Source organism: Tenacibaculum dicentrarchi (genome assembly GCF_964036635.1).
In the GTDB taxonomy this organism is placed as follows: domain Bacteria; phylum Bacteroidota; class Bacteroidia; order Flavobacteriales; family Flavobacteriaceae; genus Polaribacter; species Polaribacter dicentrarchi.
Map to the genome: position 1 here is coordinate 81,278 of NZ_OZ038524.1, position 26,830 is coordinate 108,107.

The window sequence follows — 26,830 nt, forward strand, 5'->3', positions numbered from 1 at the left end:
TTAAATCAATAATGATTTAATCCTATTTTTGTTTTTATAAGAATAATTAACTCCTTATTTTAAAACAATTTTCTTTGTGATAGAACCTAAATCTGTATTTAATTTAACAATATAAATTCCTGCGGATAAATGAGGAAGTAAAACCTGATTAATACCATTAGAGTTAATTTGTGCTTGAACTAATTTCTTTCCTAAAGTATTATATACTTTAACAACAGCTTTTCCTTGTAAGCCAGAAATACTTATTTCTTTATCATCAGAATTGTAAATATTGATGTTATTTAAATCATTTACAGTATCAGGATTTAATTTTTTAGCCTGAGTATGTATGTAAAATTGCCCAATACCATTACTTTTTTCATCTAAAGAAATAGTATGTTTATTTTTAGAAAGATTAATAAATGTCTTATTTTTTCTATCTTCTAAATAGATAGTAACATCTTTAGGTAAGTTTTTAGAATTAACAGTAAATGTTATTTCTTCTTTAGCTTTAGCAATTAAACCAACAGGTATAATTGTGTTTTCGTAATTTGCATTAGGTAAAGTTTGAATTGCTAATTTTTCTCCTTTACTATCTGAAACTAATTGGGTAAAAACAGCAAACTTATTTTTAACACCACTAAACATACTACTATCATAACCATTATCAAATCCTGTAGTTTTATTATCGATAAAAAATACTTTAGTCGATTTTTTAGCTTTATTATTAGCCACAGATAATTCAAAAGAAGGTGTAGGTGCTTGTCTTAAAAAAACATCTGTTGATTGATGAGATAACATCGCTGGATAAACATTTATAGACCCTATAGCTCTAACAAAAAAACCTTGAGTTGGCGCTACTTTAATAGGCTCTGCTAAGTTTTTTGTAATATACTCAGTACCATTCCATAGCCAAATTGTTTTTTCTTTAAGAAGAAAAGAATTATCCATATTGCTAAAAAAAAGATTTGAATCTAAGTAGGCTAAATATGGGTTTCCAATTAAGGTAAAATCAGTAATTCCGTCAACAGGTTTGGTTACAGCTATATCATTAAATGCTTTTCCTTTAAAAACAATAGTAGAAGAATTTGGCTTTAACTTAACCGCCATTCCTAATTTATTATCTATTGCTCCGGTAGCGGTTTCACTTTTGTATTGCCAAGGGGTAGCAAGACTATTGTCATGTAAACCAATACCAATATTCGTTCCTGTTCCTATTGCAAAATCGTTATCAGCAATAAGTGCTTCAAAGGTATGGTCTTTTATAGGAGATGCTATTAAATGCCAGTTAGAAGTAAGGTTTCGTTTGTAAGTAATATCACTAAAAATATTACCACCTTCAAGCAATATAGAACTACCTGATTCAAAAATAAGGCTATTAAGAAAGATAAAACCACTTGATTTTGTAGGGTAATTTGTTAAACCACTAGGAATAATTACATCCGTTGAATTTGGAGGAACAATATTATTACTCCAGTTTGTATTGGTATCCCAATCATTATTAGTTGCCCCAGTCCAAGTATGTTGTCCGTAGGTAGCACTAAAAGAAGATACACTAATGGCTACTGAAAATAATAATTTTAAAAAGTCTTTTTGTTTCATATTTTATTTATTAGATATCACAAAATAAGCAAATAATGACCAAACCAAATAATTTTTAACAGTATTGCTTCTATTATATTTAATAATAAACTATAAAATAGAATTATTGCATCATAAATTTTCACAATCTAAAGCCTTTATTTTCTGCGGGCTAAAATGTATCTTTGTAACTTAGCATTAATTAAATTAAATACTCAAATGAGTTTTAAAAAACAAGATATATACAAAGCTTTAGAAACAATTACAGCTCCAGGAGAAGGTAAAAGTTTAGTAGAAAGCGAAAACATAAAAAACGTCGTTACTTTTGGTAAAGAAGTAATTGTTGATGTAACCATTTCAAACCCATCTTTACAAGCAAAAAAGAAAGCTGAGGTAGAAATAACCAAAGCAATTCACACAAACGTTGATGCCACTATTGATGTAAAAGTGAATGTAAAAGTGGAGGTTGTTCAAAAAGAAAACCCGAACGAAATTAAAGGAAAAGTAATTCCTAATATCAAAAACATTATAGCAATCGCTTCAGGAAAAGGAGGTGTAGGAAAATCGACCATAACCTCTAATATGGCAGTTTCTTTAGCTAAAATGGGCTTTAAAGTAGGTGTTTTAGATGCCGATGTTTACGGACCATCACAACATTTAATGTTTGATGTGGCTACTGAAAAACCATTGTCAGTAAAAGTAGATGGGCGTTCAAAAATGAAACCTATTGAAAACTACGGCGTGAAATTATTATCATTAGGTTTTTTTACCGACCCTAATCAGGCAGTAATTTGGCGAGGACCAATGGCATCAAAAGCATTAAATCAATTAATTTTTGATGCAGATTGGGGGGAATTAGATTTCTTATTAATCGACTTACCTCCAGGAACAGGAGACGTACATTTATCAATCGTACAAGCAGTGCCAATCAACGGAGCCGTAGTGGTAAGCACCCCACAAAACATCGCCTTAGCAGATGCTAAAAAAGGAGTTGCAATGTTTCAACAAGAAAGCATTAATGTACCTGTTTTAGGAATTGTTGAAAACATGGCATATTTTACACCAGCCGAATTACCAGACAATAAATATTACATTTTCGGTCAAGGCGGAGCTAAAAATTTAGCAGAAGATATTAAAACAAGTTTCTTAGGCGAAATACCATTAGTACAAAGCATCCGTGAAGCAGGTGACGTAGGTCATCCAGTAGCCTTGCAAGAAAACACGCCGTTGGAAAATGCCTTTAAAGAGGTAACAAAATCAATGGTTGCCGAATTGTTAAAAAGAAATGAAAATTTACCAGCTACCGAAGTGGTTCGTATAACCACTATGAGTGGTTGTAGCACTAAATAATAATAATTCAAAAGCAAGAGTATGACAGCAACAGAAATACAGCATAATGTAGAGAAAGCTTTAGAAGAAATCCGTCCTTTTTTAATAAGCGATGGCGGAAATATTAAGCTTTTATCTATAGAAAATAATATTGTAAAAGTTCAATTAGAAGGAGCTTGCAGCGGTTGTTCTGTAAACCAAATGACCTTAAAAAATGGTGTTGAAGCAACTATAAAAAAGTACGCACCAGTTATTGAACAAGTAATTAATGTGGCTTAAAAAGCTGATTTTTATCATTTTTAGAGTCCTATAAACGTATTATTTTTGGGCGTTCGGGCGTGCTTTCGCTACTCGCTTTTTTTAAATAGAAAAAATTTAAAAAAGAGCTCAAACAAACCGCTCAATCACTAACGCATTCAATAGTTACCAAAAAATAAAATCTCACAGAATTTAAAGTCTGTGAGATTTAAAACAACAACAAATGATTACAACAGATATCTTAATAATAGGAGCAGGTCCAACAGGATTATTTACTGTTTTTGAAGCAGGACTGTTAAAATTACGCTGTCATTTAATTGACGCATTGCCACAACAAGGTGGGCAGTGCTCGGAAATTTATCCAAAGAAACCGATTTATGATATTCCTGCATATCCAGAAATTTTAGCGGGCGATTTAACTCATAAATTAATGGAACAAATTAAGCAATTTGAACCAGGATTTACCTTAGGAGAACGTGCTGAAACTATCGAAAAACAAGAAGACGGAAGTTTTGTGGTAACCACCAATAAAGGAACAAAACACCAAGCACCTGTAGTAGCAATTGCAGGAGGTTTAGGAAGTTTTGAACCACGAAAACCACCCATTCCAAACATCGCCGATTTTGAAGATAAAGGTGTGGAATACATGATTAAAGAGCCAGAATTATATCGCAATAAAAACGTGGTAATTGCTGGTGGAGGAGACTCTGCTTTAGATTGGTCAATTTTTTTAACTGATGTTGCAAAATCGGTTACTTTAGTACACCGAAGAAATGAATTTCGTGGCGCTTTAGATTCCGTAGAAAAAGTACAAGAATTGAAAAATGCAGGAAAAATTAACTTAATAACACCTGCAGAAATTAAAGGAATTGTTGGGCAAAATCATGTGGAAGGTGTTGTAATTTCTGAAAAAGATAAAGAAGAATACACGTTAAACTGTGATCATTTTATACCTCTTTTTGGTTTATCACCTAAATTAGGACCTATTGGAAATTGGGGCTTAGAGATTGAAAAAAATGCTATCAAAGTAAATAATGCCTTAGATTATCAAACAAATATTCCAGGAATTTATGCCATTGGCGATGTAAATACCTATCCCGGGAAATTAAAATTGATTTTATGTGGTTTTCACGAAGCAACTTTAATGTGTCAAAGTGCTTTTAAAATCATTTATCCTGATAAAAAATACGTAATGAAATACACCACAGTAGGCGGTGTTGACGGTTTTGATGGAACTCGAAAAGAAGCTCCAAAGGCGGTGATTAAAAAAATAGAATAAACATTTTTTAAACATGATTTTTATAGAATATATAGCGCAATTATCAGAAGATAAACTCTTGTATTTTGCCCTGCCTATATTTTTTATAAGCATGTTTGTTGAATATCAATTCGCAAAAGAAAAATACCAGCTAAAAGATACTGGAATATCGCTATTAATGATGGTTTTTTCGGCTATTATAGAATTTATTCCAAAGGTTTTAGCTTTTATTGTATTTGTATATATATATGAAATCAGCCCATTTAAAGATGTTGTTCAACGTCAATGGTGGGCTTGGGTTTTATTGCTGTTTGCCGATGATATTTCGTACTATTGGTTTCATCGCTTAAACCATGAAGTGCGGTTATTTTGGGCAGGACATGTACCGCATCATTCATCAATATATATGAATTTAGGAACAGCATTGCGCCAAGGTGTAGGTGAGCGAATTCATAAATTCTTTTTTTGGTTGTGGATACCGTTATTGGGTTTTGATCCATTAATGATGTTTACCGTGATGGGAATTAGTTTGATATATCAATTTTTTGTACATACAGAATTGATTGATAAACTACCTAAACCAATCGAATTTATATTTAACACACCCTCACATCACAGAGTGCATCATGCCTCTAATATTCGATATTTAGATTGTAATCATGCAGGTATTTTAATTATTTGGGATCGACTTTTTGGTACTTTTTCAAAAGAATTAAAAGCTGTTGAAAAACCTGTTTATGGGTTAACAGTAAATATTGAAACTAAAAATCCGATAACAGTAGCAACACACGAATATGTTGCTATTTGGAAAGATGTTAAACGCGCCAATAAGTTTTCAGACAAATTAAATTATATATTTAATTCACCTGGTTGGTCACACGATGGTGAAGATCATCGAGCGAAAACGTTACGTAAAAAAATGAATTTATAAAATGGAAGTACAAGATATAACGATAAATATAACAGACCGAGAAGGAGTATTACACGAAGTTGTTGCACCAACCGATATGGCAATGAATTTAATGGAGCTTGTACGTTCATACGAGCTAGCTCCTGAGGGAACTATTGGAATTTGTGGCGGAATGGCAATGTGTGCTTCTTGCCAGTGCTATGTAAAATCAGCACATGAACTACCTGAAATGGGCGATGATGAAGATGCTATGTTAGCCGAAGCTTTTTATGTAGAAGATAACAGCCGTTTAGGGTGTCAGTTACAAATAAAACCTGAAATGGATGGTTTAGAAATCGAATTAGCTCCTGAGAGTTAAAAAATAAAATTTAGATGTCAACAAAAGTATTTAGTCCCGAAGAAATTGTAAATCAAACATTAAACTCAAGCGTTAAAAAAGTTGAAAAATCATTTTTAACCAGTTTGTTATTAGGAATATTAGCAGGTTCTTTTATTGGTTTAGGAGCTTTATTTTACACTATTGTAAAAGCTGACCAAACCTATAGCTTTGCTACCAAGCAAATTTTGGGAGGCTTTGTATTTTCTTTAGGATTAATTTTGGTGATAATTGCAGGTGCTGAATTATTTACAGGAAATAATTTAATTGCAATTGCTTGGGCAGAAAAAAAGGTTTCTACTAAACAAATGATGCGTAATTGGGGCATTATTTTTTTTAGCAATATGATTGGTGCTATAAGTTTAGCGGTTATGGTTTATTTTTCAGGACACCTTGATATGAATAACGGAGCAATAGCCGAAACTTATTTAAAAATGGCAGATGCAAAATGTAATTTGCCTTTTATGACTGCATTTTTTAGAGGAATATTATGTAATATTTTAGTCTGTTTAGGAGTTTGGATGGCAATGGGCGGAAAAACAATTACCGATAAAATATTGGCAATAGTCTTTCCGATAACCTTATTTGTAGCCGCAGGTTTTGAACACAGTATTGCTAATTTATTTATTATTCCGCTAGGTTTACTGATTAAAACTTTTAGCGATATTCAAATTACTACGTCGTTTTTAAGTATTTCAGGGATGATAAAAAACCTGATTCCTGTTATTTTAGGAAACATAATTGGAGGAAGTGTTTTTATTGGATTAATGTATCATTTGATATTTTTAAACAACAAAAAAACAGCCTAAATTAATCGTTAACCTAAAAGCTCTTTTTGAAGCTGATGTATCCATTGATGCACACGATTTTGTGTTAAATCAGCTTCATTATCTTCATCGAGAGCTAAACCATAAAATAAGTCTCCAGGGGATATTAAGGCTTTTGATTCTGAAAAATCGTAGTCTTTAGTGGGCCATTTTCCAATTATTTTTCCACCATTTTTTAAAACTACTTCAGCAAGCATTCCTACGCCATCTATAAAATATTCACCATACCCGTATTGATCGCCTAAACCAAAAAGAGCAATGGTTTTATGGGTGAAATTAATGGTTTTAAACTCGTCAAAATAATCTTCCCAATCACTTTGTAAATCGCCATCATACCAGGTAGAAAGTCCTAAAATGATAAAATCAAACCGCTCAAAATCGGCAGGGCTTACATTGCTAACTTCTATAACTTCTAGTTCTGAAAGTGTCCATTGATCAACAATTGTATGGGTAACCTCTTCGGTCATTCCTGTGTCTGAACCGTAAATTAAACCTACTTTTTTCATTGCTTATTTTTTTAAGGTTACTAATGTATATTTTTTATGATTATTTTCTTCTTTGGTCAAAAATATTTTGCTTAATTAGATATTAACAGCTTGTTTTCTCCATTGATTTAGGTTAATAACTAAAAGAATACTAGCAATAGCGGTAAGTAATAATATCCATATTTTTGAAAGTTCATCAGGGTGTCCTATTGCTTCTTCAATAACATGATAACAGTTAAAAACTGCAACAATTACCCCCCAAATTAACGAGGTTATTTTAAACCATTTTTTTGATAATTGAATGGTTAATAAAGCGAATAAAAAGACTGTTCCTTCCATTAAAATACGCCATTGATGCGCCCAAAATGGGGTTTTACCTGTTGACCCTTCAATAAACACGGTTTGATTAAAAAATACGGTTGCTAATCCGTAAATATGATGAAAAATATATCCGAAGATAATAAGTATCCAAAGGCTAATAATTTTTGTTTTCATAGGTAGTTGATTGTTGTTTTGATGGGCTACAAGAGCTTGCTCTTTTATAATGTTTTGCTTTTTTAAGGCTTTAATTTCGTTGTAATTAATAGGGTTTTTAGCAAATGAACTTTTTTCTTGAATAGTTGGCTTTAATTTTACGGCAAAAATAATAGCGGTTATTGCTAAAAGTATCCAAAGTAAATCAATAGTTAGTATATCGTATTGTTGGGCTTTGTAGGTTTTCCAAATCCAATTGTTAGTTACAAAACCGTTTATTAAAGGGATTAATAATCCTAAAATACCGCCTGTCCATAGGGTGTATTTGTTTGTTTTATAATTATTTCGAACATATCGTAAAATAATAATTGCAATAAGCCAACTGATAAAAAAGAAATAATAAATCAGCGATTTCCTGTCATTATTATACGCTTGTGGAAGTAATTTTACAAAAATAAAGGATAGGGCTATTACAGGAAAAAGTGACAAACAGATAGCCATATATATATGTCCTACTTTGTTGGTGTATAGTCTTTTTGATAAAGGAATACTTTTCTTATTTCTTGCTTCGAGCCAAATAAGTACGCCTGTAATAATAACAAAACAAGTAATTAAAGCCAGGATAAAATAAATGATTTTTAAGCCAATACCACCGTAATGCCCAAAGTGTAGTTTTCCGATAGATACCTGAATGTTTTCAAGATAGACTTCTTTTTCAGGTGCTTTTATGTCTTCTATTTTATTGGTAAAAGCATCTATAGTAATTCGACCTTGTGCTAAAAAATGTATTTTTTCTGATTGATTTACCATCAATTGATACTTCATATTTGTACCGCCATAATTTTTAATGGTAAATCGTTTTATCTTAGTATTTTTCCATCTTTGGGCATTTTTTACCACAAAATCATTTGCACTTGGTATTTGTTGGGTAGTTTTAGCAACCCAAGGATAGGTTTTTAATTGTGGTCTTAAATCTTCTAGTAGTTTATCTTGATTATTATTGTATAAAAAATTAGCAGGTAGTAGCACTAAAATACTTAATCCGAAGTAAGCACCTGTTAGTGCGTATATCAATTGAAAAGGCAAACCAATAACGCCTAAAGCAGTATGTGCATCAGCCCAAACTCGTTTTAAAATTAGCTTGGGATTAAATGTGTAAAAATTTGAGACTATTTTTTTCCAATGAACAATAATTCCTGTAACAATGGCAAACAGAAAAAATACCGAAACAAGCCCTGCTAAATAAATGCCGATATAGGGTAATTGCGAAAAAAAATGAAGTCGGTAAATAAATTCGCCTAACGAATAAAATTCAGTATATGATTTTCGCTCGTAGGTATTGGTGTTTAACGAAAAATAAGCAGCTGTTTTAGCTTTTTTAGAAGCGAGTGAATCTTTAGAAGGGCTAAGAGATATAAACGTTTCTTCACCTTTTTTTTGAAGCCTGAAAAGAATATCCCTACCTTCTAATTGATATTCGTTTTTTAAGGCGTTTAAAATGCCGTCATAATTAACATTTTCTTTAGATGTTTGCTTTACAAAAGTTCCTTTTTCCCAGTTAATTATTTCTTCTTTAAAAAAAGAAAAAGCGCCTGCAAAAAAAATAACATACAAGGCAACACTAATAACAATACCACTTACGGTATGGGTGTTAAAAAAAACATTGTAATTTCGTTTACTCATAGTGTGGTTTTTTAAACAAGAGGGTAGTGTATTTTTCCGTAGTAAACAATGCTAAATAATACGAGTATTACTAAGCTATAAAGTAAAAATACTTTCCAGGCATTTTTAAATAAAAAAGGAACAATAATTAGGGTTACCCATATAATAAATAAGGTATATATCGAGGTAATTAATAGTTCTTTTTGATACGGTAAAAACAGTGTTAAAGCCAAATGTAGTAAGGCACTTATTATATAGCCTCCTAGTATTCCTGAAATAATTTTAATAGCTTTTTGCCAGGTAGATGTTGTTAAATATTTTGTATTTGCAGGCATAATTATTGAATTAAAAATTCTAAAGCAGTTATGATTATCAAAATAATTAAAACACTTGTATAAAATATTTTTTTTAAAGGATTTATTAAAATAAGCAAACTTCCTGCTAAGGTTATAGCTAGTAAATTAAATAGAATACCCGCCGTAGTTCCGTTTGTTTTTATAGATATGTAAAAAGAAATTAGTAGAAAAATACTTCCGATTATTTTAGAGATAAAATTATTTTGTTGCATCCATTTTTCTAAAAAACTACTATTTAAAATGGCTTTTTTAGAGGTGTTTAGTAAGAAAATAAAACCTATAATGTTTAAAAATATAGCTATAATATTCATTCTTTTTTGCTTTTAAAATAACACAGCCCAAAGCATGAGAACTATGGACTGTGCTGCATTTAAAGATAAAATAATTCAAAATAATTCAACACAATAAAATATAAAGTAGGGGGAACTTTATATTAAAAGTTATAAGAAACACTTCCTAAAAAGGCTCTTGAAGGTTGTGCATTAATTGTAGTCCAACCAGTATAATATGTTTTGTTTGTTAGGTTGTTTACTTTAAAACCTACTCGAATTTTTTTAAGATTATAATAAGCCGAAGCATTTAAAATAGTATAGCTAGGTAGGGTAAAAGTTCCTGATGTTTTATTGTTTACTGTTAGGTTTTCAGAAGCTCCATTAAAACCAAATCCTAAACCAAAGTTTTTAGCAAAGCTATCTTCTTGAAAAGCATAATCAGCCCAAAAATTATACAATCCTTTTGGTCCTGCAGCTTCAGGTCTTCTGTTTTTAAATTCGGTAACCTCTCTTTTTGCTTTTTGGCTATAGACATTAGTATATTTCATATCGTTAAAAGAGTAAGAACCTCTTAAATTTAGCCCATTAATAGGGTTTGCATTTAATTCGAATTCGAATCCTTTACTTACCACCTCTGCAATATCAATTGTTTTAGGAAATAAAGGTATTGTTGGATCGGAGGTTGTAAAATCTTTAACGGTTATATTGTAATAACTAGCACCTATATTTAATTTATTGTTAAAGAAATTAGTTTTTATTCCTCCTTCAAATTGCTTGGCTTTTTGTGGTTGAAAAACATCAACAGTTCCCGAAGCATTTACAACAGGATTTACGTTTACAAAACCAGTCTGATAGTTGGTAAATACCGATAATTTATTTTTTAATGCCTGATACGACACTCCAAAATTAGGTGATAAGGTAGTTTTGGTATAGTCGTCTTCTTTTCTAGATAACTGCCCGTCTTGAATAAAATGATCTAAACGCAAACCAACATTAACAATTAATTCAGGTGTAATATTTATTACATCAGAAACATAGGCTGCTAGTGTTTGTTGTTTTGTTTGATTTTTAAAAGCGGGTATTTTTTTAAAATCAGCATCTAACTGAGCTTTATCAGGGCTGTAATTTGCGGTAGGTGTAAATGAATTATTCGCGATTGTTCCATTACCATTTAAAAAGGCATCAATATATGGAAATCTGAAAAAGCTAGCGGTTATTCCATCAGAAACGGCATTTAAACCTAAGGCGTTTAAAGTTCCAATTAATTGAGGAAACTGGCTTTGCTTGGTTAAATTCGGATTTCCATTTTTATTTCGATTATTTCGAGTATTAGAAACATAATCAACACCAAAAACAAGCCTGTTACGCAATTGACCAATATTGAAATTTCCTGTAAAATTTTGCTGTAAATTAAACCTTGTTTCGTTGGCGTCTCTTTTACTGTAAGTTCTAACAAAAGAATCAGTAGCTAACATTTTTCCTGCTTCGGTTGTTATTTGAGTAGTAAACGGGTTTATGTTGGCGTTAATAAAAGCAAGTTGAGGTGCTGTTATTAAACCATTTTTTTTCGCATTTTCTAATTGATTATATACTTGGTTTATTTGTAAAAGTGCTGCAACACCACCATCAAATTGATATTGATAATAGCCTTTAGTTTGGGCGTAACTACTCGAAAATACTGTTTGAGAAGTCCAAGTATCCGATAGTTTATAATCAGCAATAGCTCTTGTATTAAATGTCGGATTGGTTAAATTAATGTCGTTATTGGTAAAAGATTTTTTAGGATCGACTCCCATTTCTTTAATGTTTTTAGATATTAAAGGCAGTCCTCTACGTAAAAATAGCATTGAAGGATTGGTTTGTTTTGTTTTAGAAAACTCTAACCCTGCCGATATATTTAATCGGTTATTTACTCTTAAAGAAAGCGAAGGCGCTATAAAATAAGTGTCTTTAAAACCAGCATCCTGAAAACTACCCTGCGTTAAAAACGAAGCATTAACTCTAAAGAATGCTTTTTTAGAAGTGTCTAAACTTGTATTATAATCAACTGATGCTCTATGAAGCCCAAAAGAACCTGCGGTGTACGAAATACTTCCACCAGTACCTTGGTAAGGTTTTTTAGTTACGATATTAATTAAACCACCTAAAGAAGTTTCAGTACTACCAAACAGCGTAGCAGCGGGTCCTTTTATAACCTCAATACGTTCAATATAAGAAGGATCTATGGCGCTAAAAGTAACACCAGCAATACCATCAATAAGTCTTGGTTGTACAGAAAATCCTCTAGTAGAAAAAAAAGAAGTTCCATTTCCAGGACCTCTTCCTGTAGCTTCCCAAAGTTTGTAAACCCCTGTAGCATTCGCCATTGCTTCATCTAAATTAGTTACAACTTGAGATTCTAGCATTTCCGAAGTAACCGTAGTATATACTTGAGAATTTTCTATATCTTTTAAAGGTAATTTAGATACATAAGCTGTTTTTTTACGAGAAAATTTGTTGTTTCTGCTGGTTAAAAGAACCTCTTGAAGCAATTCATTTCCTTCATATAATATGATATTAGAAAGGTTTACAGGTGCATTTACTAAAATTTCTCTGGTTTTAAAACCAATATATGATACGATTAAGGTGAATTTTCCTTTTGATGTTTTAATTTCAAAACTTCCATCAAAACCTGTTTCTGCTCCTATATTTTTTTCTTTTAATAAGATATTAACACCAATTAAAGGTTCGTTATTATTATTTAATACATGACCACTAATGCTATTTCCTTGCGCTACTGTATTTATTATTCCAGCTAATAATATAAAAAACGCTATTATAATTTTATTCAATTTGGTTATTTAGATTTAATAAATTTTACTTTAGCAAAAGTATTAACTAGAAATCAAATTTCAAAAGTTTATTTAGATTAGTTTTAAATAAAAAACAGCAAAGTTGCATCTATTTGTAAATCAGTCGTTATAAAGCAGGTAAATAATCAATAGTTAAAATAATCTATTTTTTAGCATTATGTATATCTTTGTATAAAAATTTAATTGATGACAGCTAAAACACCTATAGAATCATTAACTGTATTAACCGACCTTGTTTTACCAGGAGAAACAAATTATTTAGACAATCTTTTTGGAGGAGAATTATTAGCTCGTATGGACAGAGCTTGTAGTATTGCGGCGCGCCGTCATTCAAGAAGAATTGTGGTTACAGCTTCGGTAAATCATGTAGCTTTTTCAAAAGCAGTACCTGTGGGAAGCGTTGTTACTGTAGAAGCAAAAGTTTCAAGAGCCTTTAAATCATCTATGGAAATTTATGTAGATGTTTGGACGGAAGACCGTCAATCAGGTGTAAAAACAAAGGTAAATGAAGGAATTTATACTTTTGTTGCAGTAGATGAAACAGGAAGACCTGTACCTGTAGCACCTATTGTTCCAGAAACTGATTTAGAAAAAAAGCGTTTTGAAGGGGCTTTACGTCGAAAACAATTAAGCTTGGTTTTAGCAGGGAAATTAGATCCGAAAGAAGCAACAGAGCTCAAAGCATTATTTTTAGGTAAAGAAGAATAGCTTTGTGAAATTTTATGATAATTATAAAAAACATTAGCCTGTTTAAAAATTTTAATCAGGCTAATGTTTTTTATATTGTATCAATTTCTCCGTTTTCAGATAAAAAGATAGCTACTGTTTTTGTTCTTTCAAATTGAGAGAAAACAATAATCATAATTACGGTAATTGGGACACTTAAAACCATGCCCGTAACGCCCCATATTTTACCCCAAATAGCTAAAGATAAAATGGTTACCAAAGGGCTTAAATTTAATGATTTTCCAAAAACTTTAGGTTCTATAAAGTTACCAACAACTACCTGAACCGCCCCAACGGCAATTAATACAATTAAAAATGGCGAAAGTTCTCCAAATTGAATTAAGCTAAATACGGCTGGGAAAATGGTGGCAATTAATGAGCCAATAGTTGGAATATAGTTTAATAAAAAAATTAAAAAAGCCCAAAAAGGAGCACTATCAATACCTACTAATAGTAAAATAAAGTAACTTAAAATACCAGTAAGCAAACTTACATAAGTTTTTAATCGAAGATAATTTGATATAGAAACTTCAATTTTAGACAAAATAAATTGTATGCTAGTATTTTTAGTTTCTTTTCCGTTAAATAGCTTATGAAGTTTCTTCTTGAAGCTACTTTCTTCTAAAAACATAAATAAGGCATAAATTATAATCATAAAAGTATCACCAAGCAAGCTACTAATAGCGTTTGCTGTTTCTGCTAAAACAGCTCCGTAGTTAAAGTCACCAACAATTAATTTTGCCGATTTGATAATATCAATATGAAAATAGGTATTTAAGTTTTTTATAACAACATCAATATTTGGTTCATATTTTGAATAGGAAGTAGATAAATTAACAATACTATTGGTAATAATTTCAGACATAAAACTAAAACTCAAAATAATAAAACTAAAAACAAAAATATTACTCAACCAAATAGGGATGAATTTTTTAGCAAAGGGTATTTTATAGATGTTTTTACGAATTTCACGAGTTAGAAACCAAAAAATTAAGGCAAAAATAAATGGAATTATAATTCCTTTACCAATAACTAAAGTGGTAATAATAACACTAATTATGATGATAAAATTTGCTGAATTTTTCATGTATGTATTTTATTTTTTGCGAATCCATTTTGCGGGGTTTAATTTTGCGGTATCTTTAAATAAAACAAAAAGTAACTTGGTTTTTCCTGAAATTTTATTGGTAAAAACCCTACCTATTTTATCGCCAGTTTTTATGAGCGTACCTTTTGTTACATACACTTTTTCAAGATTGTTATAAGCCGATATATAATTAGCATGCTGTATTAATACCGATTTTTTACCACCAGATTGTGATTGTATAGCAAGTACTTTACCATTAAAAATACTTTTAGCATCTGTATTTACCTTGGTTACAATGTGTAAACCAGGGCTATTAATATTAATTCCTGAAAATGTTGGATGTGGTTGTACACCATATTTTCGTGTGATAATTCCTTTTACAGGCCAAGGTAAATTTCCTTTATTTTGTTCGAAGTTGTGTAATAATTTCTTTTCATCAGCATCTAAAACAAAGCTATTTGCTGTTTTTTTATTTTTTCTATCTAGTTCTTTTTTCTCTGCTTTTTTCTTTGAAACTGCAATTTCTTTTTTTGTTGTTTCGGCAAGTTCTTTTGCTTTTTGAAGCGCAATTTCTCTTTCTTTTTTATCAGCAAGTTCGTTTGCTTTTTTTCTTGCATCAGCAATTGCTTTGAGTCTTTCTTTTTTTCTTTTTCTGGCTTTTGCAAGTGCTTTTGCTTTGGCTATTGCTCGTTTTTTTTCATTAGCTTTCGCAATTTCACGTAAAATTAATTTATCAATACGTGCTGTAATTTGTTTCTCTTCTTTTATTTTATTGCGTAAATTTTGCTTGTATTTTTTTTCAGCTCCTTTAATTTTAGTAACCAAGGTTTCTTGATTTTTTTTATCGGTTTCAATGGCTGATTTCTCTAATTTTTCATCAGAAATTAATATTTCTTTTTTCTTTTTCTTTTTAATTAATATGTTATTAATTTTCTTAATTTCATTTAATTTTACAACAATTGCAAGTCCTTGATTTTTTCGATACTCATTATATTGTTGCATATATTTTAAGCGTTTATATGCCTGATAGAAGCTTTCAGAAGATAATAAAAACATAGTTTTACTCTGTAAAGACCTACTTTTATAGGTTTTTACAACCATATTTGTGTATTCTTCTTTTAAATTTTTTAGTTGTTTACTATAAGTATCTAGCTGCTTTTGATTGCTGTTTATTTCTTTAGAAATTTTCTGAGATTCTAATTCAATTACTTTAATTAATTGAGCTCTAGTATCAATTTTTTGTGTTAAATCTTTTAAATCATCTAAAGCATTTCCTTTTTCTTTTTTGGTTTCAAATAATAAATGATTAATCTGTTTAATTTCATTTTTTAACTTCTTGTGCTTTCTTTCAAGTGTTTTCCTTTCTTGGCTAAACGAAGAAAAACTCCATAAAACGAAGCATAAAGAGGAAAGATATAAAACAGTTTTTTTCATTATAATTTAATTTCTTTATAGCCTTTTGGCATGCTAAAATTAATATTTAGTTTGGTGTTAAAATTTACCGAACGTGTAGTAATATCAATTGCAGTAAGCGCTTGGTTTTGTTTAGCATTTATGATTATTTTTTTAGGAAATAAAACACCATTATTTGTTGAATAAGCAGGATATTTAATATCTAAACGTTGTTTTTGGGCAGTATTTACAATCGATTGTTTGTTTAGTTTATAATGTACTGGGTTTATAAAAAAGAATATATCAAATAATTTTGATTGTTTTTTAGGCGAAAGTTGATACGCTTTATTAGCAATCACAATTTTTTGCCTTTTATCTTTTACGTTTAATAACGACTGCCCTAATAACATATTTTGCAATTGTTCAAAATTAATAGCTGTTCCTAATAATTTTTCAAGCATTTTAAAATCTCCATCAAAATAATTTTTATAAAATGGCGAATAAAATTGGACTCTTGTAGGGGTAATTTTAGCTTTAAAAACAGTGATAAATTTAATACCTTTTAGCCATATAACATTCCCTTTTTCTATTTTCATTCGAACAGAAAGTCCTACTTTTTCTTTTGTTGTGCTGTAGTTTACTTTTAGGCGAGCATCAATTGTTTTTTCATTAAAATTAGCTGCAATATGTTTTTTAGCTACTTTTCTTGCGGATATTTCTTTAATTGTTGTTGAGTTATTTGTTAAATTTTTACTTGATTTACAAGCTGTAAAACTTAAAAATAAGAAACTAAGTGCTACAAGGTATTTCATAAGTGTTATAATTCGGAAGAAAAATTATTTTAAAATTTTAATTGCTTTATTTTTAAAATCAGCGGCTTTTTTTAATTGCTTCAAACTTTTATAAGCCCTTGCCATTTCTAAATATAATTTTGCTTTAATTTGAGGATTATCAATTACAAAATCAATGCCATTTTGCAAACTATGTAATGCTTTTTTATGTTTTTTATTGTTATTTAACGCCTTTCCATTCATTAAATAAACAAAAGGCTGTGCAGGAAATAAGGCTACACCCTGAGTACTGTATTTTAATAAATCGATGTGTTTATTTGTTGCTAATTTCAGTAATAAAGGTCGTAAGTTTTTAAATGATTTTTCTTTTTCAAAAATAGCTCTGATAGTAGTGTTTGCTAATTTTTCAGGTTGTTTTTTAATTGTTGTTTTATCATTTTTTTGATTTTCTTCGAGCCTTTTTAAAATTTTCTGTAACCTTGAGTTTAATAATTTAGCCTCTTTTAACTCTAATAAAACTCTTTTTGCACCCAAAATATCGCTATTTTTTAAATGCAGATATACTAATTCTTGTTTTTTATTCGGATGTGTTTTTGCAATTTTTTCCTGTATATCAATGGCATTTTCAAAATCAGCCATTTTTTTAAAAATAGTCACTTTATGTGTTAGCATCCATAAGTTACCGGGTGCTATATGTAGGCCTAATTCAATGTATTCTAAAGCCTCAATGTATCTACCTAACTTTAGGTTGTTTTTAGAAAGTTCAAAAAACACTGCTTCATTATTAGGTAGTAATTTATTGCATTTTTCTAAATACTCAATGGCTTTTTTATGATTAAAAAGTGCTTTTTGAGAAAGTGATTTAAAAAAAACATTTTGAAATTGAATATTATCTTTTTCACTTATATTTATTATAGGATCAACATTATTTTGAGCATTTAAAATGAAAGAAAATAGCAACAAGAAAAAAGGCAATAGCACATGTTGCACTATTGTCTTTCCTTTTTTTGGCTTACTTTTTTTATGTAAGATCTGTATAATCACCTATACTTACTGATGTATAATTAGCATTATATTTGGCATGATTACCAATCATTGCATTGTCTAATTTTGCATTTTGAATGCGAACATTTGTTTGAATTAATGAATTTGTAATGGTTGAATTTTCAACAATACTATTTTCACCAATAGAAACATAAGGTCCTATTTTTGTGTTTTTTAAAATTACATTTTTACCTACATAACAAGGCTGAATAATTTCTGAATTTTCTAAAATAACATCATCAGAAACTAAATTATTACCATCGGCTTGTTCAAAACCTAACACTTGTTTGTTGGTGTCAACCGTTGGGTCTTTTCTACCGCAGTCCATCCAAGTTGTTACTTTTCCAGGGATAAATTTAGCTCCTTGTTGTTTTAAAGATTCTAAAACTTCTGTTAATTGAAATTCACCAGTAGGTCTGATATCATTATCAATTAAATGTTTAATTTCTTCACGAAGTTTATCACCATCTTTAAAATAATAAATTCCTATAATTGCTAAATCAGAAACAAATTCTTTTGGTTTTTCAACAAAATCGGTAATAAAACCATCGTTTAATTTTACCACACCAAAAGCGCTTGGGTCTTCTACTTGTTTTACCCAAATAGCACCATCAGCATTGGCATCTAAAGTAAAATCTGCTTTAAATAAAGTATCAGCAAAAGCTACCACACATGAACCGTTTAAGGCTTCTTTAGCACAATAAATAGCGTGTGCAGTTCCTAAGGCTTCTTCTTGAACAAATACAGAACCTTTAGCGCCTAAGCTTTGGGCAATGGCTATTAATTTATCTTTAGTATCCGAAGGAAAACCCTTTGCAGTACTTCCAATAATAAAGGCAATTTCATCAATTGGTTGGTTTACAACTGCTGTAATATCTTCTACTAAACGTTGTACAATTGGTTTACCTGCAATAACGGTTAATGGTTTTGGAGTTGTTAAACTATGAGGTCTTAAACGTGACCCGATTCCTGCCATTGGAACTATAATTTTCATATTTTTTTGTTTTTTTAACGCTGCAATATACCATTAATATAGGTTTGAAAAAAGTTACAAAGCTTTTGGTATTGCTGTAATTAATGTTTTTGTATAGCTTGTTTTTGGATTGTTGTAAATTTCATCGGCATCTGCAATTTCTTCTATTTTTCCTTTGTTCATAACAATTAACTGATCTGACATATATTTTACCACCGATAAATCATGAGAAATAAATAGGTATGTAAAATTAAATTCAGCTTTTAATTCGTTTAATAAGTTTAAAACTTGTGCTTGTACCGAGACATCTAAGGCAGAAACTGATTCATCACAAATAATTAATTTTGGTTGTAAAGCGATTGTTCTGGCAATTCCGATTCGTTGTCGCTGTCCGCCAGAAAATTCATGTGGATACCTATAAAAATGAGCTTTTTCTAAGCCTACTTTTTTTAATAAATTGAGTACATATTCTTTACGTTCTTTAAAGGAATTTAAAATATTATGTACTTTCATTGGTTCGACAATTGCATTTCCTACGGTAATTCGTGGGTTTAACGATGAAAAAGGATCTTGAAATATAATTTGAATATCTTTTCGCAGTTTTTTTAAGGATTTTTTAGAAAGCCTTGTAATATCTTCTCCTTTATAAATTATTTGCCCTGAAGTTGCTTTTTCTAACTGTAAAATAGTACTGCCAAGTGTTGTTTTTCCACAACCACTTTCGCCAACCAACCCAACAGTTTCGCCTTGGTAAATGTTAAAAGAAACATCATTTACTGCCTTTACAACAGTTGTTTTTGAAAACCAACCCACTTTTGATACATATTCTTTGTGTAAATTTTTAATTTCTAAAAGTGGTGTTTGTTTGTATATTTTCTGATGAAAATTCTTGCGTTCTTCATCAGTATATAATTCGGTTTTTACGGTATTTTTGATAAAATCAATAACAGTTGGTAATATTTTAAAGCGTTTTTTTAGGGTTGGTTTTGAATTTATTAAGGCTTTTGTATAATTTTCCTTCGGATGTAAAAAAAGTGCATTTGCTGTGCCTTGTTCGACTACTTTTCCTTTGTGCATAACCACTACGGTATCTGCAATTTCTGATACCAGCCCTAAATCATGAGAAATAAAAATAATGCCCATTTTATATTCCTGTTGTAGTTCTTTTAAAAGTGCAATTATTTCTTTCTGAACCGTAACATCTAAAGCTGTTGTAGGCTCATCAGCAATTAAAATTTTGGGTTTACAGGCAATTGCCATCGCAATCATGACACGTTGTTTTTGTCCGCCGCTAATTTGATGCGGATAGGCATTAAAAATAGCACTTGCTCTTGGTAATTTAACCTTTTTAAAAAGTGAAATTACGGCTTTTTTTATTTCTTTTTTAGATAAGTTAGTATGTAATTCTAACACCTCAGTAACTTGAAAACCACAGGTTAATGTTGGGTTTAAAGAGCTCATAGGTTCTTGAAAAATCATGGCTATTTGACTACCTCTAATTTTTTGAAAATCACTATTATTATAATTTAAAATATTTTGTTCTTTAAATAAAATTTTGCCTGTTATTGTAGCGTATTTGGGTAATAAGCCCAAAATAGCTAAAGATGTTATTGATTTTCCGCTACCACTTTCGCCTACTATACCTAGTATTTGGGTTTGTTTTACATCAAAAGAAATATTTTGAATAACGGGAGGAGTATTTTTAAAACTTATTTCTAAATTTTTTACCTGTAGCATTTTGTAAAATTTTAATAAAAATACGATTAATATTTTTCAATTTCTTTTTTAAAAGCAGTCATAATTGAAATTATTTAATGTAACCTTGTAAATGAAGAACCCATTATTTCTATATATTTAAAGTGTTTTTTATGTGTTTTATTTAATAAATTATTGCTTTTTTTGAATTAAAATCATGGTATAGTCTATTTTTTTATATATTTGCTACTTAAACAGTAGCTTTTTATTCTTTTTTTATTAAAAATATAATACATTAAATAGTTACTTTTTTAATTCATAATTAATTTTTTAAAACTCTTCAAAATGACTAAAAAAATTACTTTAGCGCTTTTGTGCTTAATTTTTACTGGCGCAACTTTTGCACAGCAAAAAAGAACCTGTTACGCAATGGACGATTTAGCCGAGCGACAAATTAAGGATCCGACTCTTAAAAAACGCATGACGACTATTGAGCAATTTACCCAAAAAAGCTTAAAACGCATGCAAAATCAGCAAAGTAAACAGGTTGGTGAAATTATAACACTTCCAGTAGTTGTACATATATTATATACCAATGCAACCAATAATATTAGTACGGCACAAATTGAATCGCAATTAGCTGTTTTAAATGCCGATTTTAGAAGAACAAATGCTGATAGAACAAATAAATGGGCACAGGCTGCTGATTCTCAAATTGAATTTAAATTAGCCACTATAGACCCTAATGGAAACGCAACCACAGGTATTACTAGAACACAGGTAAGTAAATCTACTTGGTTAACGGGTAATAACGCTATGAAAAAATTATCTGAAGGAGGGGTTAATCCATGGGATACATCTGAATATTTAAATATGTGGATTGTTGACAATATAACAAGACCAACAGGAGGAACTATTTTAGGATACGCACAATTTCCTGGAGGATCAGCAGCTACGGATGGAGTTGTAATGGCAGATGAATATTTTGGAACAATAGGTACTGCAAAAGCACCTTTTGATGGCGGTAGAACAACAACGCACGAGGTAGGACACTTTTTAAATTTACGTCATATTTGGGGTGATGGTCCTTGTGGATCTGACGATTTTGTATCGGATACTCCAGAATCTGATGCTGCAAATTATGGCTGTAAATCGGCACATACTTCTTGTGGATCATTAGATATGGTTGAAAATTATATGGATTATTCAGATGATTCTTGTATGAATTTATTTACTTCAGGGCAAAAAGATAGAATGCGTACTGTTTTAGGTGTAGGTGGTTCTAGACATGCTTTGGCTACCTCTGATAAATTTGGAGAAGTAGTGGTTGTTCCTGTTTCTTATTGTGTATCAAAAGGAAAAAACACAACTGATGAATCTATTCAAAAAGTAACGTTAGGAGCAATTAATAATACTTCAACACTTGATACTGGTTATACTGATTATACTTCAATTTCAACTGATTTAACAAAAGGTGAATCAAATATAATTACTATTACACCAAAATGGTCAGGTACAGTTTATAAGGAAGGATATGGTGTTTGGATAGATTATAATAAAGATGGAGATTTTGACGATGCAGGAGAAAATGTTTTTACAAAAGCACCATCAAAAGAAACAACAGTAACAGGAACTTTTACAGTACCTTTATCAGCAATAAATGGCGCTACAAGAATGCGTGTTATTTTAAAATATAATAAGACACCAAAAGCATGTGAAACAAGTATTGAATACGGAGAAGTAGAAGATTATACCGTTGTTATTGGAGAAGATAACGCCGATACAACAGCTCCAACAGTACCAGCAAATTTAGCGGTGTCAAATGTTGATAAAACAAGTGTAACTTTAAATTGGTCAGCAGCTACAGATAACGTAGCAGTAACAGGATATAATGTATATCAAGGAGCTACTAAATTAGGAACAACTACAAATACAAGCACTGATATTACTGGTTTAAGTCCAGCAACAAGCTATACTTTTTCAGTAAAAGCAATTGATGCAGTAGCAAATGAATCAGAAGCAAGCAATGTAATAAGTGTAACAACGCTAGCAAATCAACTTGTTTATTGTGAATCAAAAGGAACTAATTCATCTTATGAATGGATTGATGCTGTTTCTTTAGGAGGAATGGTAAATACATCTGCTAGTAATGGAGGGTATGCTGATTTTACTTCAAAAATAGCTACTTTAGGACAAGGAAGTTCAAACGAAATAACTCTAAGTGCAGGTTTTAAAAATACGGCATATACAGAACATTGGGCTGTCTGGATAGACTTTAATCAAAACGGAATATTTGATACTTCAGAAAAAGTAGTAAAAGGTTCATCATCAAGTGATAAATATTTAACATCTACATTTGAAGTTCCTGCTTCAGCACTTTTAGGGCAAACAAGAATGCGTGTTTCAATGAAGTATAATTCGAGTCAAACTGCTTGTGAAACATTTAAAGATGGTGAAGTTGAAGATTATACAGTAAATATAACTGCTACAACTACAAAAGAAGCTTTACTAAGTGGTAATAGATTAGTAAATGAACCAAGTACAGCATTGCAAGTATATCCAAACCCTGCAGTAAATTACATACATGTCAATTTAGCTTCAAAAGCAAAAAACATTAGCTATAAAATTATAAATATAACAGGAAGTATTGTGCAAAAAGGTCGTTTAAATAATACTAAATTAAATGTTACAAACCTTAGTTCAGGAATGTATATTTTAGAAGTTTATGATGGGCAAAAAGTACTAACAACAAAATTATTAAAAAAATAAGAAATCTATAAGTTTTTCTATAACCCCTTTAAATACAATAATTTAATTGTTTTAAAGGGGTTTTTTGTTTTTTTTTATTAAATTCATTTAATTAAGTCTTTTTTATTAATAATTTATTATTTTTTAGATACATTTGTTATGTAGGTAGTGTTATTTTATCATTTTTGGTAGAAATATTACTTAAAATAACTCATTTAAACTCTTCAAAAAAATGAATCAAAATTATTTAAAAACGATGTTTTTATCTTCCTTTTTATTGGCAGGATTAACATCTATGACAGCTCAAGAAAGTAGAGAATTAAAACAAATTAAACTCGAAAAATCTTCAAAAATGCCTTTACAAAAGGCACCCGATTTAATTAGGTCAAAATTAAAATTAACATCTAATGATAACTTACAAAAAATTAAATCAGAAGTTGATAATTTAGGGTTTATTCATGAAAAATTTCAACAAAAATTTAAAGGCGTAAAAGTTGAATTCGGAACTTACACAGCACATGCGAAAAATAGTACATTAAGAACTATGGATGGTGAGTTATATGATGTAGGAAAAGTAAATATTAGACCAAAATTATCTAAAGAAGCTGCTTTTAAAAAAGCAATTGCTCATACTGGAGCTCAAAAATATCTTTGGGAACAACCAAAAGAAGCAAAAAATTTAGGAAATTATAAAAAACCAACAGGAGAATTATTAATTCTTCCAAGAGAAGTTATAGGAACAAAATCAGCAAGATTAGCTTATAAATTTGATATCTATACAACAAAACCTTTAAGTAGAGGTGATTTATATATAGATGCACATACAGGTGAAGCATTATTTTTTAATGCTACAATTAAACATTTAGGCGAACATGCACATTCTTCAAAAAATTTAGGTGCTGTTAATGCTTTGGCTGAAAAATTGACAGCAACATTAGCAACTGGTAATGCAGATACTAGATATAGCGGTACAAAATCGATAATTACAAGGTTGGTTGGTAATAGTTATGTTTTAAGAGATAACACTAGAGGTGGAGGTATTAATACTTATAATAGTGGAGCGCAACCTAGTTATTCTACAACAGATTTTACAGATTCAGATAATAATTGGACTGCAGCCGAATTTAATAATTCAGCAAAAGATAATGCTGCTTTAGATGCACACTGGGGTGCTGAAATGACTTATGATTATTTTCAAAATAAACATAGCCGAAATAGTTATAATGGCTCAGGAGCTGCAATTAATAGTTACGTACATTATGATAATGTAGCTGGAGGTACTGGTTATGATAATGCTTTTTGGAATGGATCAGTAATGACTTATGGAGATGGCTCATCAAATGGAAATGAAGGAAATGGTTATTTTGATGCCTTAACTTCAATAGATGTTGCAGCACATGAAATAGGGCATGCTGTTTGCTCTAACACAGCAAATTTAGCGTATCAAAGAGAGTCAGGAGCAATGAATGAAGGTTTTTCTGATATTTGGGGAGCAGCTGTAGAACACTTTGCAAAAGGAAACGGAAATGATTTAGCACCTGATGCTTCAATTTGGTTAATTGGAGATGAAATAGATAGACGTAACGGCTCTTCAGCTCTGCGTTCTATGAGTAATCCTAATGAAAGAAATCAACCTGATACTTATGGTGGAGTAAATTGGAAAGAACCTAACTGTGGTACACCAACAAGATCGAATGATTATTGTGGAGTACATACAAATTCAGGAGTCTTAAACTATTGGTTTTACTTACTAACAGTAGGTGGTTCAGGAACAAATGATATAAATAATGTGTTTAATGTAGATGCTATTGGTATGGAAAAATCAGCCAAAATAACATATCGTTTAGAAGCAAATTATTTATCAGCAAATTCAACATTTGAAGATGCAAGAGTAGGCTCTATAACAGCTGCCGAAGATTTATACGGTGCAAATAGTATCGAAGTACAATCGGTAACAAACGCATGGCATGCAGTAGGAGTAGGGCAAGCTTATGTTGAAGATTGTGACTTAGTAGCTCCATCTAATCTTAATGCCACTAATATTAATGATAATGGATTTACTGTAACATGGTCTGCTGTTTCAGAAGCAGTATCTTATACAGTGACAATAAATGAAATAACAAGTGTAATAACTGATACTTCAAAAGTAATTACAGGGTTAGTTTCAGGTACAATTTACAACTGTAGTGTAGCCGCAAATTGTGTGTCGGGAGAAAGTGGTACAATCACAAGTAAATTAATTACAACAACAGGAGAAATCCCATTAAATTACTGTGTATCAAAAGCAAATAATGCTAGTGATGAGTATATTCAGAAAGTTGTTTTAGGAACAATTAATAATAGTTCTACTGGTGGAAATGGATATTCTGATTATACATCAATTTCGACTAGTTTAATTAAAGGTGAATCAAATACAATTACTATTACTCCTAAATGGAATGGAACAGTATATACTGAAGGATATGGTGTTTGGATAGATTATAATAAAGATGGAGATTTTGATGATGCAGGAGAAACTGTTTTTACAAAAGCAAAATCTAAAACAACACCTATTAACGGAACTTTTACTATACCAGAATCAGCTTTAAACGGAGCTACAAGAATGCGTGTTGTGTTAAAATACAATGCAACGCCAACAGCTTGTGAAACAAATATTCAATATGGAGAAGTTGAAGATTATACAGTTGTAATAGAATCATCTCAATCAGATACTACTGCTCCAACAGCACCAAGTAATTTATTAGCATCAAATATAACACAGACAAGCTTAATTTTAAATTGGACAGCAGCTACAGATAATGTAGCGGTAACAGGTTATGATGTATATCAAGGAGCAACAAAAGTTGCTTCTACTAATACAACAACAGCAACTATTACAGGTTTAACTTCAGAAACAAACTATGCTTTTTCAGTAAAAGCAACAGATGAAGAAGCAAATATATCGGTATCAAGTGCTATCTTAAATGTAACTACATTGGCTATTCCAGTTTCTTATTGTGAATCAAAAGGAACAAAAGTTAGTTATGAATGGATTGATTATGTTGCATTTGGAGGTATGACTAATACAACAGGTGCAAATAGTGGATATGGCGATTTTACATCAAAAGTAGCAACAGTTGTACAAGGAACTACAAATCAATTAGTATTAAGTGCAGGTTTTGCAACTAGTACATACAACGAATATTTTACTGTTTGGATTGATTACAATAAAGATGGTGATTTTTCAGATGCAGGCGAACAAGTTACAACGGGAAATTCATCTAGTGCAACAAACAGAGTTGCAAATATTGTAATTCCTGAAAATGCTAAATTAGGAAAAACAAGAATGCGTGTTTCAATGAAATATAATTCAGCATCAACTTCATGTGGAACTTTTAGAGATGGAGAAGTAGAAGATTATACCGTTAATATAATTGCTACATCAGTTATAAATACAGTAGCAACAATGAGTGTTTCAGGAGAAAATATTAAAACTCAAGAAGCATCAAACTTATCGATATATCCAAATCCATCAGTAAATTTTGTAAATGTAAATTTAGCTTCAAAAGCAAAAAATACTAGCTATAAAATTATAAATATAACAGGAAGTATTGTGCAAAAAGGTCGTTTAAATACTGCTAAATTAAATGTTACAAACCTTAGTTCAGGAATGTATATTTTAGAAGTTTATGATGGGCAAAAAGTACTAACAACAAAATTATTGAAAAAATAAGAAGCCTTTCTTATTAAATAAATAAAACCCGAGCATTTGCTCG

At 30.5% G+C, this 26,830-nt stretch carries 21 protein-coding genes; 9 read left to right on the forward strand and 12 right to left on the reverse strand.

Annotation, left to right across the window (positions count from 1 at the left end):
- Positions 1 to 54: 54 nt before the first annotated feature.
- On the reverse strand, positions 55 to 1,581 hold the full coding sequence (locus ABNT14_RS00350) for a T9SS type A sorting domain-containing protein (RefSeq protein ID WP_101901776.1): 1,527 nt from the start codon (positions 1,579 to 1,581) through the stop codon (positions 55 to 57).
- A gap of 198 nt (positions 1,582 to 1,779) precedes the next feature.
- Between ABNT14_RS00350 and ABNT14_RS00355 the strand changes: the two genes are divergently transcribed.
- From ABNT14_RS00355 to ABNT14_RS00380, 6 genes are all read left to right on the forward strand, one after another.
- Positions 1,780 to 2,910, forward strand: a complete 1,131-nt coding sequence (locus tag ABNT14_RS00355; protein WP_101901775.1) for an Mrp/NBP35 family ATP-binding protein — start codon at positions 1,780 to 1,782, stop codon at positions 2,908 to 2,910.
- 21 nt (positions 2,911 to 2,931) lie between these two features.
- Positions 2,932 to 3,168: a NifU family protein gene (locus tag ABNT14_RS00360; RefSeq protein WP_058884028.1), complete on the forward strand. Its 237-nt coding sequence runs from the start codon at positions 2,932 to 2,934 to the stop codon at positions 3,166 to 3,168.
- A 202-nt stretch (positions 3,169 to 3,370) separates the two neighbouring features.
- Entirely contained in the window at positions 3,371 to 4,426 is a 1,056-nt protein-coding gene (locus ABNT14_RS00365) for an NAD(P)/FAD-dependent oxidoreductase (RefSeq protein WP_101901774.1), read from the forward strand.
- Positions 4,427 to 4,439: 13 nt separating this feature from the next.
- Positions 4,440 to 5,336 (forward strand): sterol desaturase family protein, encoded by an 897-nt coding sequence (locus tag ABNT14_RS00370; protein WP_101901773.1) that lies wholly within the window; start codon positions 4,440 to 4,442, stop codon positions 5,334 to 5,336.
- 1 nt (position 5,337) lies between these two features.
- Positions 5,338 to 5,673, forward strand: a complete 336-nt coding sequence (locus ABNT14_RS00375) for a 2Fe-2S iron-sulfur cluster-binding protein (protein WP_101901772.1) — start codon at positions 5,338 to 5,340, stop codon at positions 5,671 to 5,673.
- Positions 5,674 to 5,687: 14 nt separating this feature from the next.
- A complete protein-coding gene (locus ABNT14_RS00380) occupies positions 5,688 to 6,500 on the forward strand; it encodes a formate/nitrite transporter family protein (protein WP_101901771.1) in 813 nt (270 codons plus the stop codon).
- Between the two features lie 8 nt (positions 6,501 to 6,508).
- On the opposite strand, the gene ABNT14_RS00385 is transcribed toward ABNT14_RS00380, so the two are convergent.
- The 5 genes from ABNT14_RS00385 to ABNT14_RS00405 form a co-directional block, all read right to left on the reverse strand.
- Positions 6,509 to 7,024 carry a flavodoxin gene (locus ABNT14_RS00385; protein ID WP_101901770.1) on the reverse strand — a complete coding sequence of 172 codons (516 nt, stop codon included), beginning with the start codon at positions 7,022 to 7,024 and terminating at the stop codon, positions 6,509 to 6,511.
- 75 nt (positions 7,025 to 7,099) lie between these two features.
- Positions 7,100 to 9,160: a PepSY-associated TM helix domain-containing protein gene (locus ABNT14_RS00390; RefSeq protein WP_101901769.1), complete on the reverse strand. Its 2,061-nt coding sequence runs from the start codon at positions 9,158 to 9,160 to the stop codon at positions 7,100 to 7,102.
- An 11-nt stretch (positions 9,161 to 9,171) separates the two neighbouring features.
- Entirely contained in the window at positions 9,172 to 9,474 is a 303-nt protein-coding gene (locus ABNT14_RS00395; RefSeq protein ID WP_101901768.1) for a hypothetical protein, read from the reverse strand.
- Positions 9,475 to 9,476: 2 nt separating this feature from the next.
- Entirely contained in the window at positions 9,477 to 9,806 is a 330-nt protein-coding gene (locus tag ABNT14_RS00400) for a hypothetical protein (RefSeq protein ID WP_101901767.1), read from the reverse strand.
- A gap of 122 nt (positions 9,807 to 9,928) precedes the next feature.
- Positions 9,929 to 12,598 carry a TonB-dependent receptor gene (locus ABNT14_RS00405; RefSeq protein WP_101901766.1) on the reverse strand — a complete coding sequence of 890 codons (2,670 nt, stop codon included), beginning with the start codon at positions 12,596 to 12,598 and terminating at the stop codon, positions 9,929 to 9,931.
- 207 nt (positions 12,599 to 12,805) lie between these two features.
- On the opposite strand from ABNT14_RS00405, the gene ABNT14_RS00410 reads away from it, so the two are divergent.
- Entirely contained in the window at positions 12,806 to 13,327 is a 522-nt protein-coding gene (locus ABNT14_RS00410) for an acyl-CoA thioesterase (RefSeq protein ID WP_058884037.1), read from the forward strand.
- A gap of 70 nt (positions 13,328 to 13,397) precedes the next feature.
- Here ABNT14_RS00410 and ABNT14_RS00415 read toward each other — a convergent pair whose 3' ends face one another.
- From ABNT14_RS00415 to ABNT14_RS00440, 6 genes are read right to left on the reverse strand one after another with little or no spacing between them, the layout of a single operon-like run.
- On the reverse strand, positions 13,398 to 14,432 hold the full coding sequence (locus tag ABNT14_RS00415; protein WP_101901765.1) for an AI-2E family transporter: 1,035 nt from the start codon (positions 14,430 to 14,432) through the stop codon (positions 13,398 to 13,400).
- Between the two features lie 9 nt (positions 14,433 to 14,441).
- A complete protein-coding gene (locus ABNT14_RS00420) occupies positions 14,442 to 15,866 on the reverse strand; it encodes a murein hydrolase activator EnvC family protein (protein WP_232114112.1) in 1,425 nt (474 codons plus the stop codon).
- Complete coding sequence (locus ABNT14_RS00425; protein ID WP_101901764.1) at positions 15,866 to 16,636, reverse strand: DUF4292 domain-containing protein; 771 nt, start codon at positions 16,634 to 16,636, stop codon at positions 15,866 to 15,868. The genes ABNT14_RS00420 and ABNT14_RS00425 overlap by 1 nt, the downstream gene beginning before the upstream one ends.
- A gap of 24 nt (positions 16,637 to 16,660) precedes the next feature.
- Positions 16,661 to 17,605 (reverse strand): tetratricopeptide repeat protein, encoded by a 945-nt coding sequence (locus ABNT14_RS00430; RefSeq protein WP_348719389.1) that lies wholly within the window; start codon positions 17,603 to 17,605, stop codon positions 16,661 to 16,663.
- A 31-nt stretch (positions 17,606 to 17,636) separates the two neighbouring features.
- Complete coding sequence (locus tag ABNT14_RS00435) at positions 17,637 to 18,653, reverse strand: sugar phosphate nucleotidyltransferase (RefSeq protein WP_101901762.1); 1,017 nt, start codon at positions 18,651 to 18,653, stop codon at positions 17,637 to 17,639.
- A gap of 54 nt (positions 18,654 to 18,707) precedes the next feature.
- Positions 18,708 to 20,369 carry an ABC transporter ATP-binding protein gene (locus ABNT14_RS00440; protein WP_101901761.1) on the reverse strand — a complete coding sequence of 554 codons (1,662 nt, stop codon included), beginning with the start codon at positions 20,367 to 20,369 and terminating at the stop codon, positions 18,708 to 18,710.
- A gap of 303 nt (positions 20,370 to 20,672) precedes the next feature.
- Between ABNT14_RS00440 and ABNT14_RS00445 the strand changes: the two genes are divergently transcribed.
- Both ABNT14_RS00445 and ABNT14_RS00450 read left to right on the forward strand, forming a co-directional pair.
- Positions 20,673 to 23,096 (forward strand): GEVED domain-containing protein, encoded by a 2,424-nt coding sequence (locus tag ABNT14_RS00445; RefSeq protein ID WP_214985530.1) that lies wholly within the window; start codon positions 20,673 to 20,675, stop codon positions 23,094 to 23,096.
- 211 nt (positions 23,097 to 23,307) lie between these two features.
- Complete coding sequence (locus ABNT14_RS00450; RefSeq protein ID WP_348719390.1) at positions 23,308 to 26,787, forward strand: M4 family metallopeptidase; 3,480 nt, start codon at positions 23,308 to 23,310, stop codon at positions 26,785 to 26,787.
- The last annotated feature ends 43 nt before the right edge of the window (positions 26,788 to 26,830 follow it).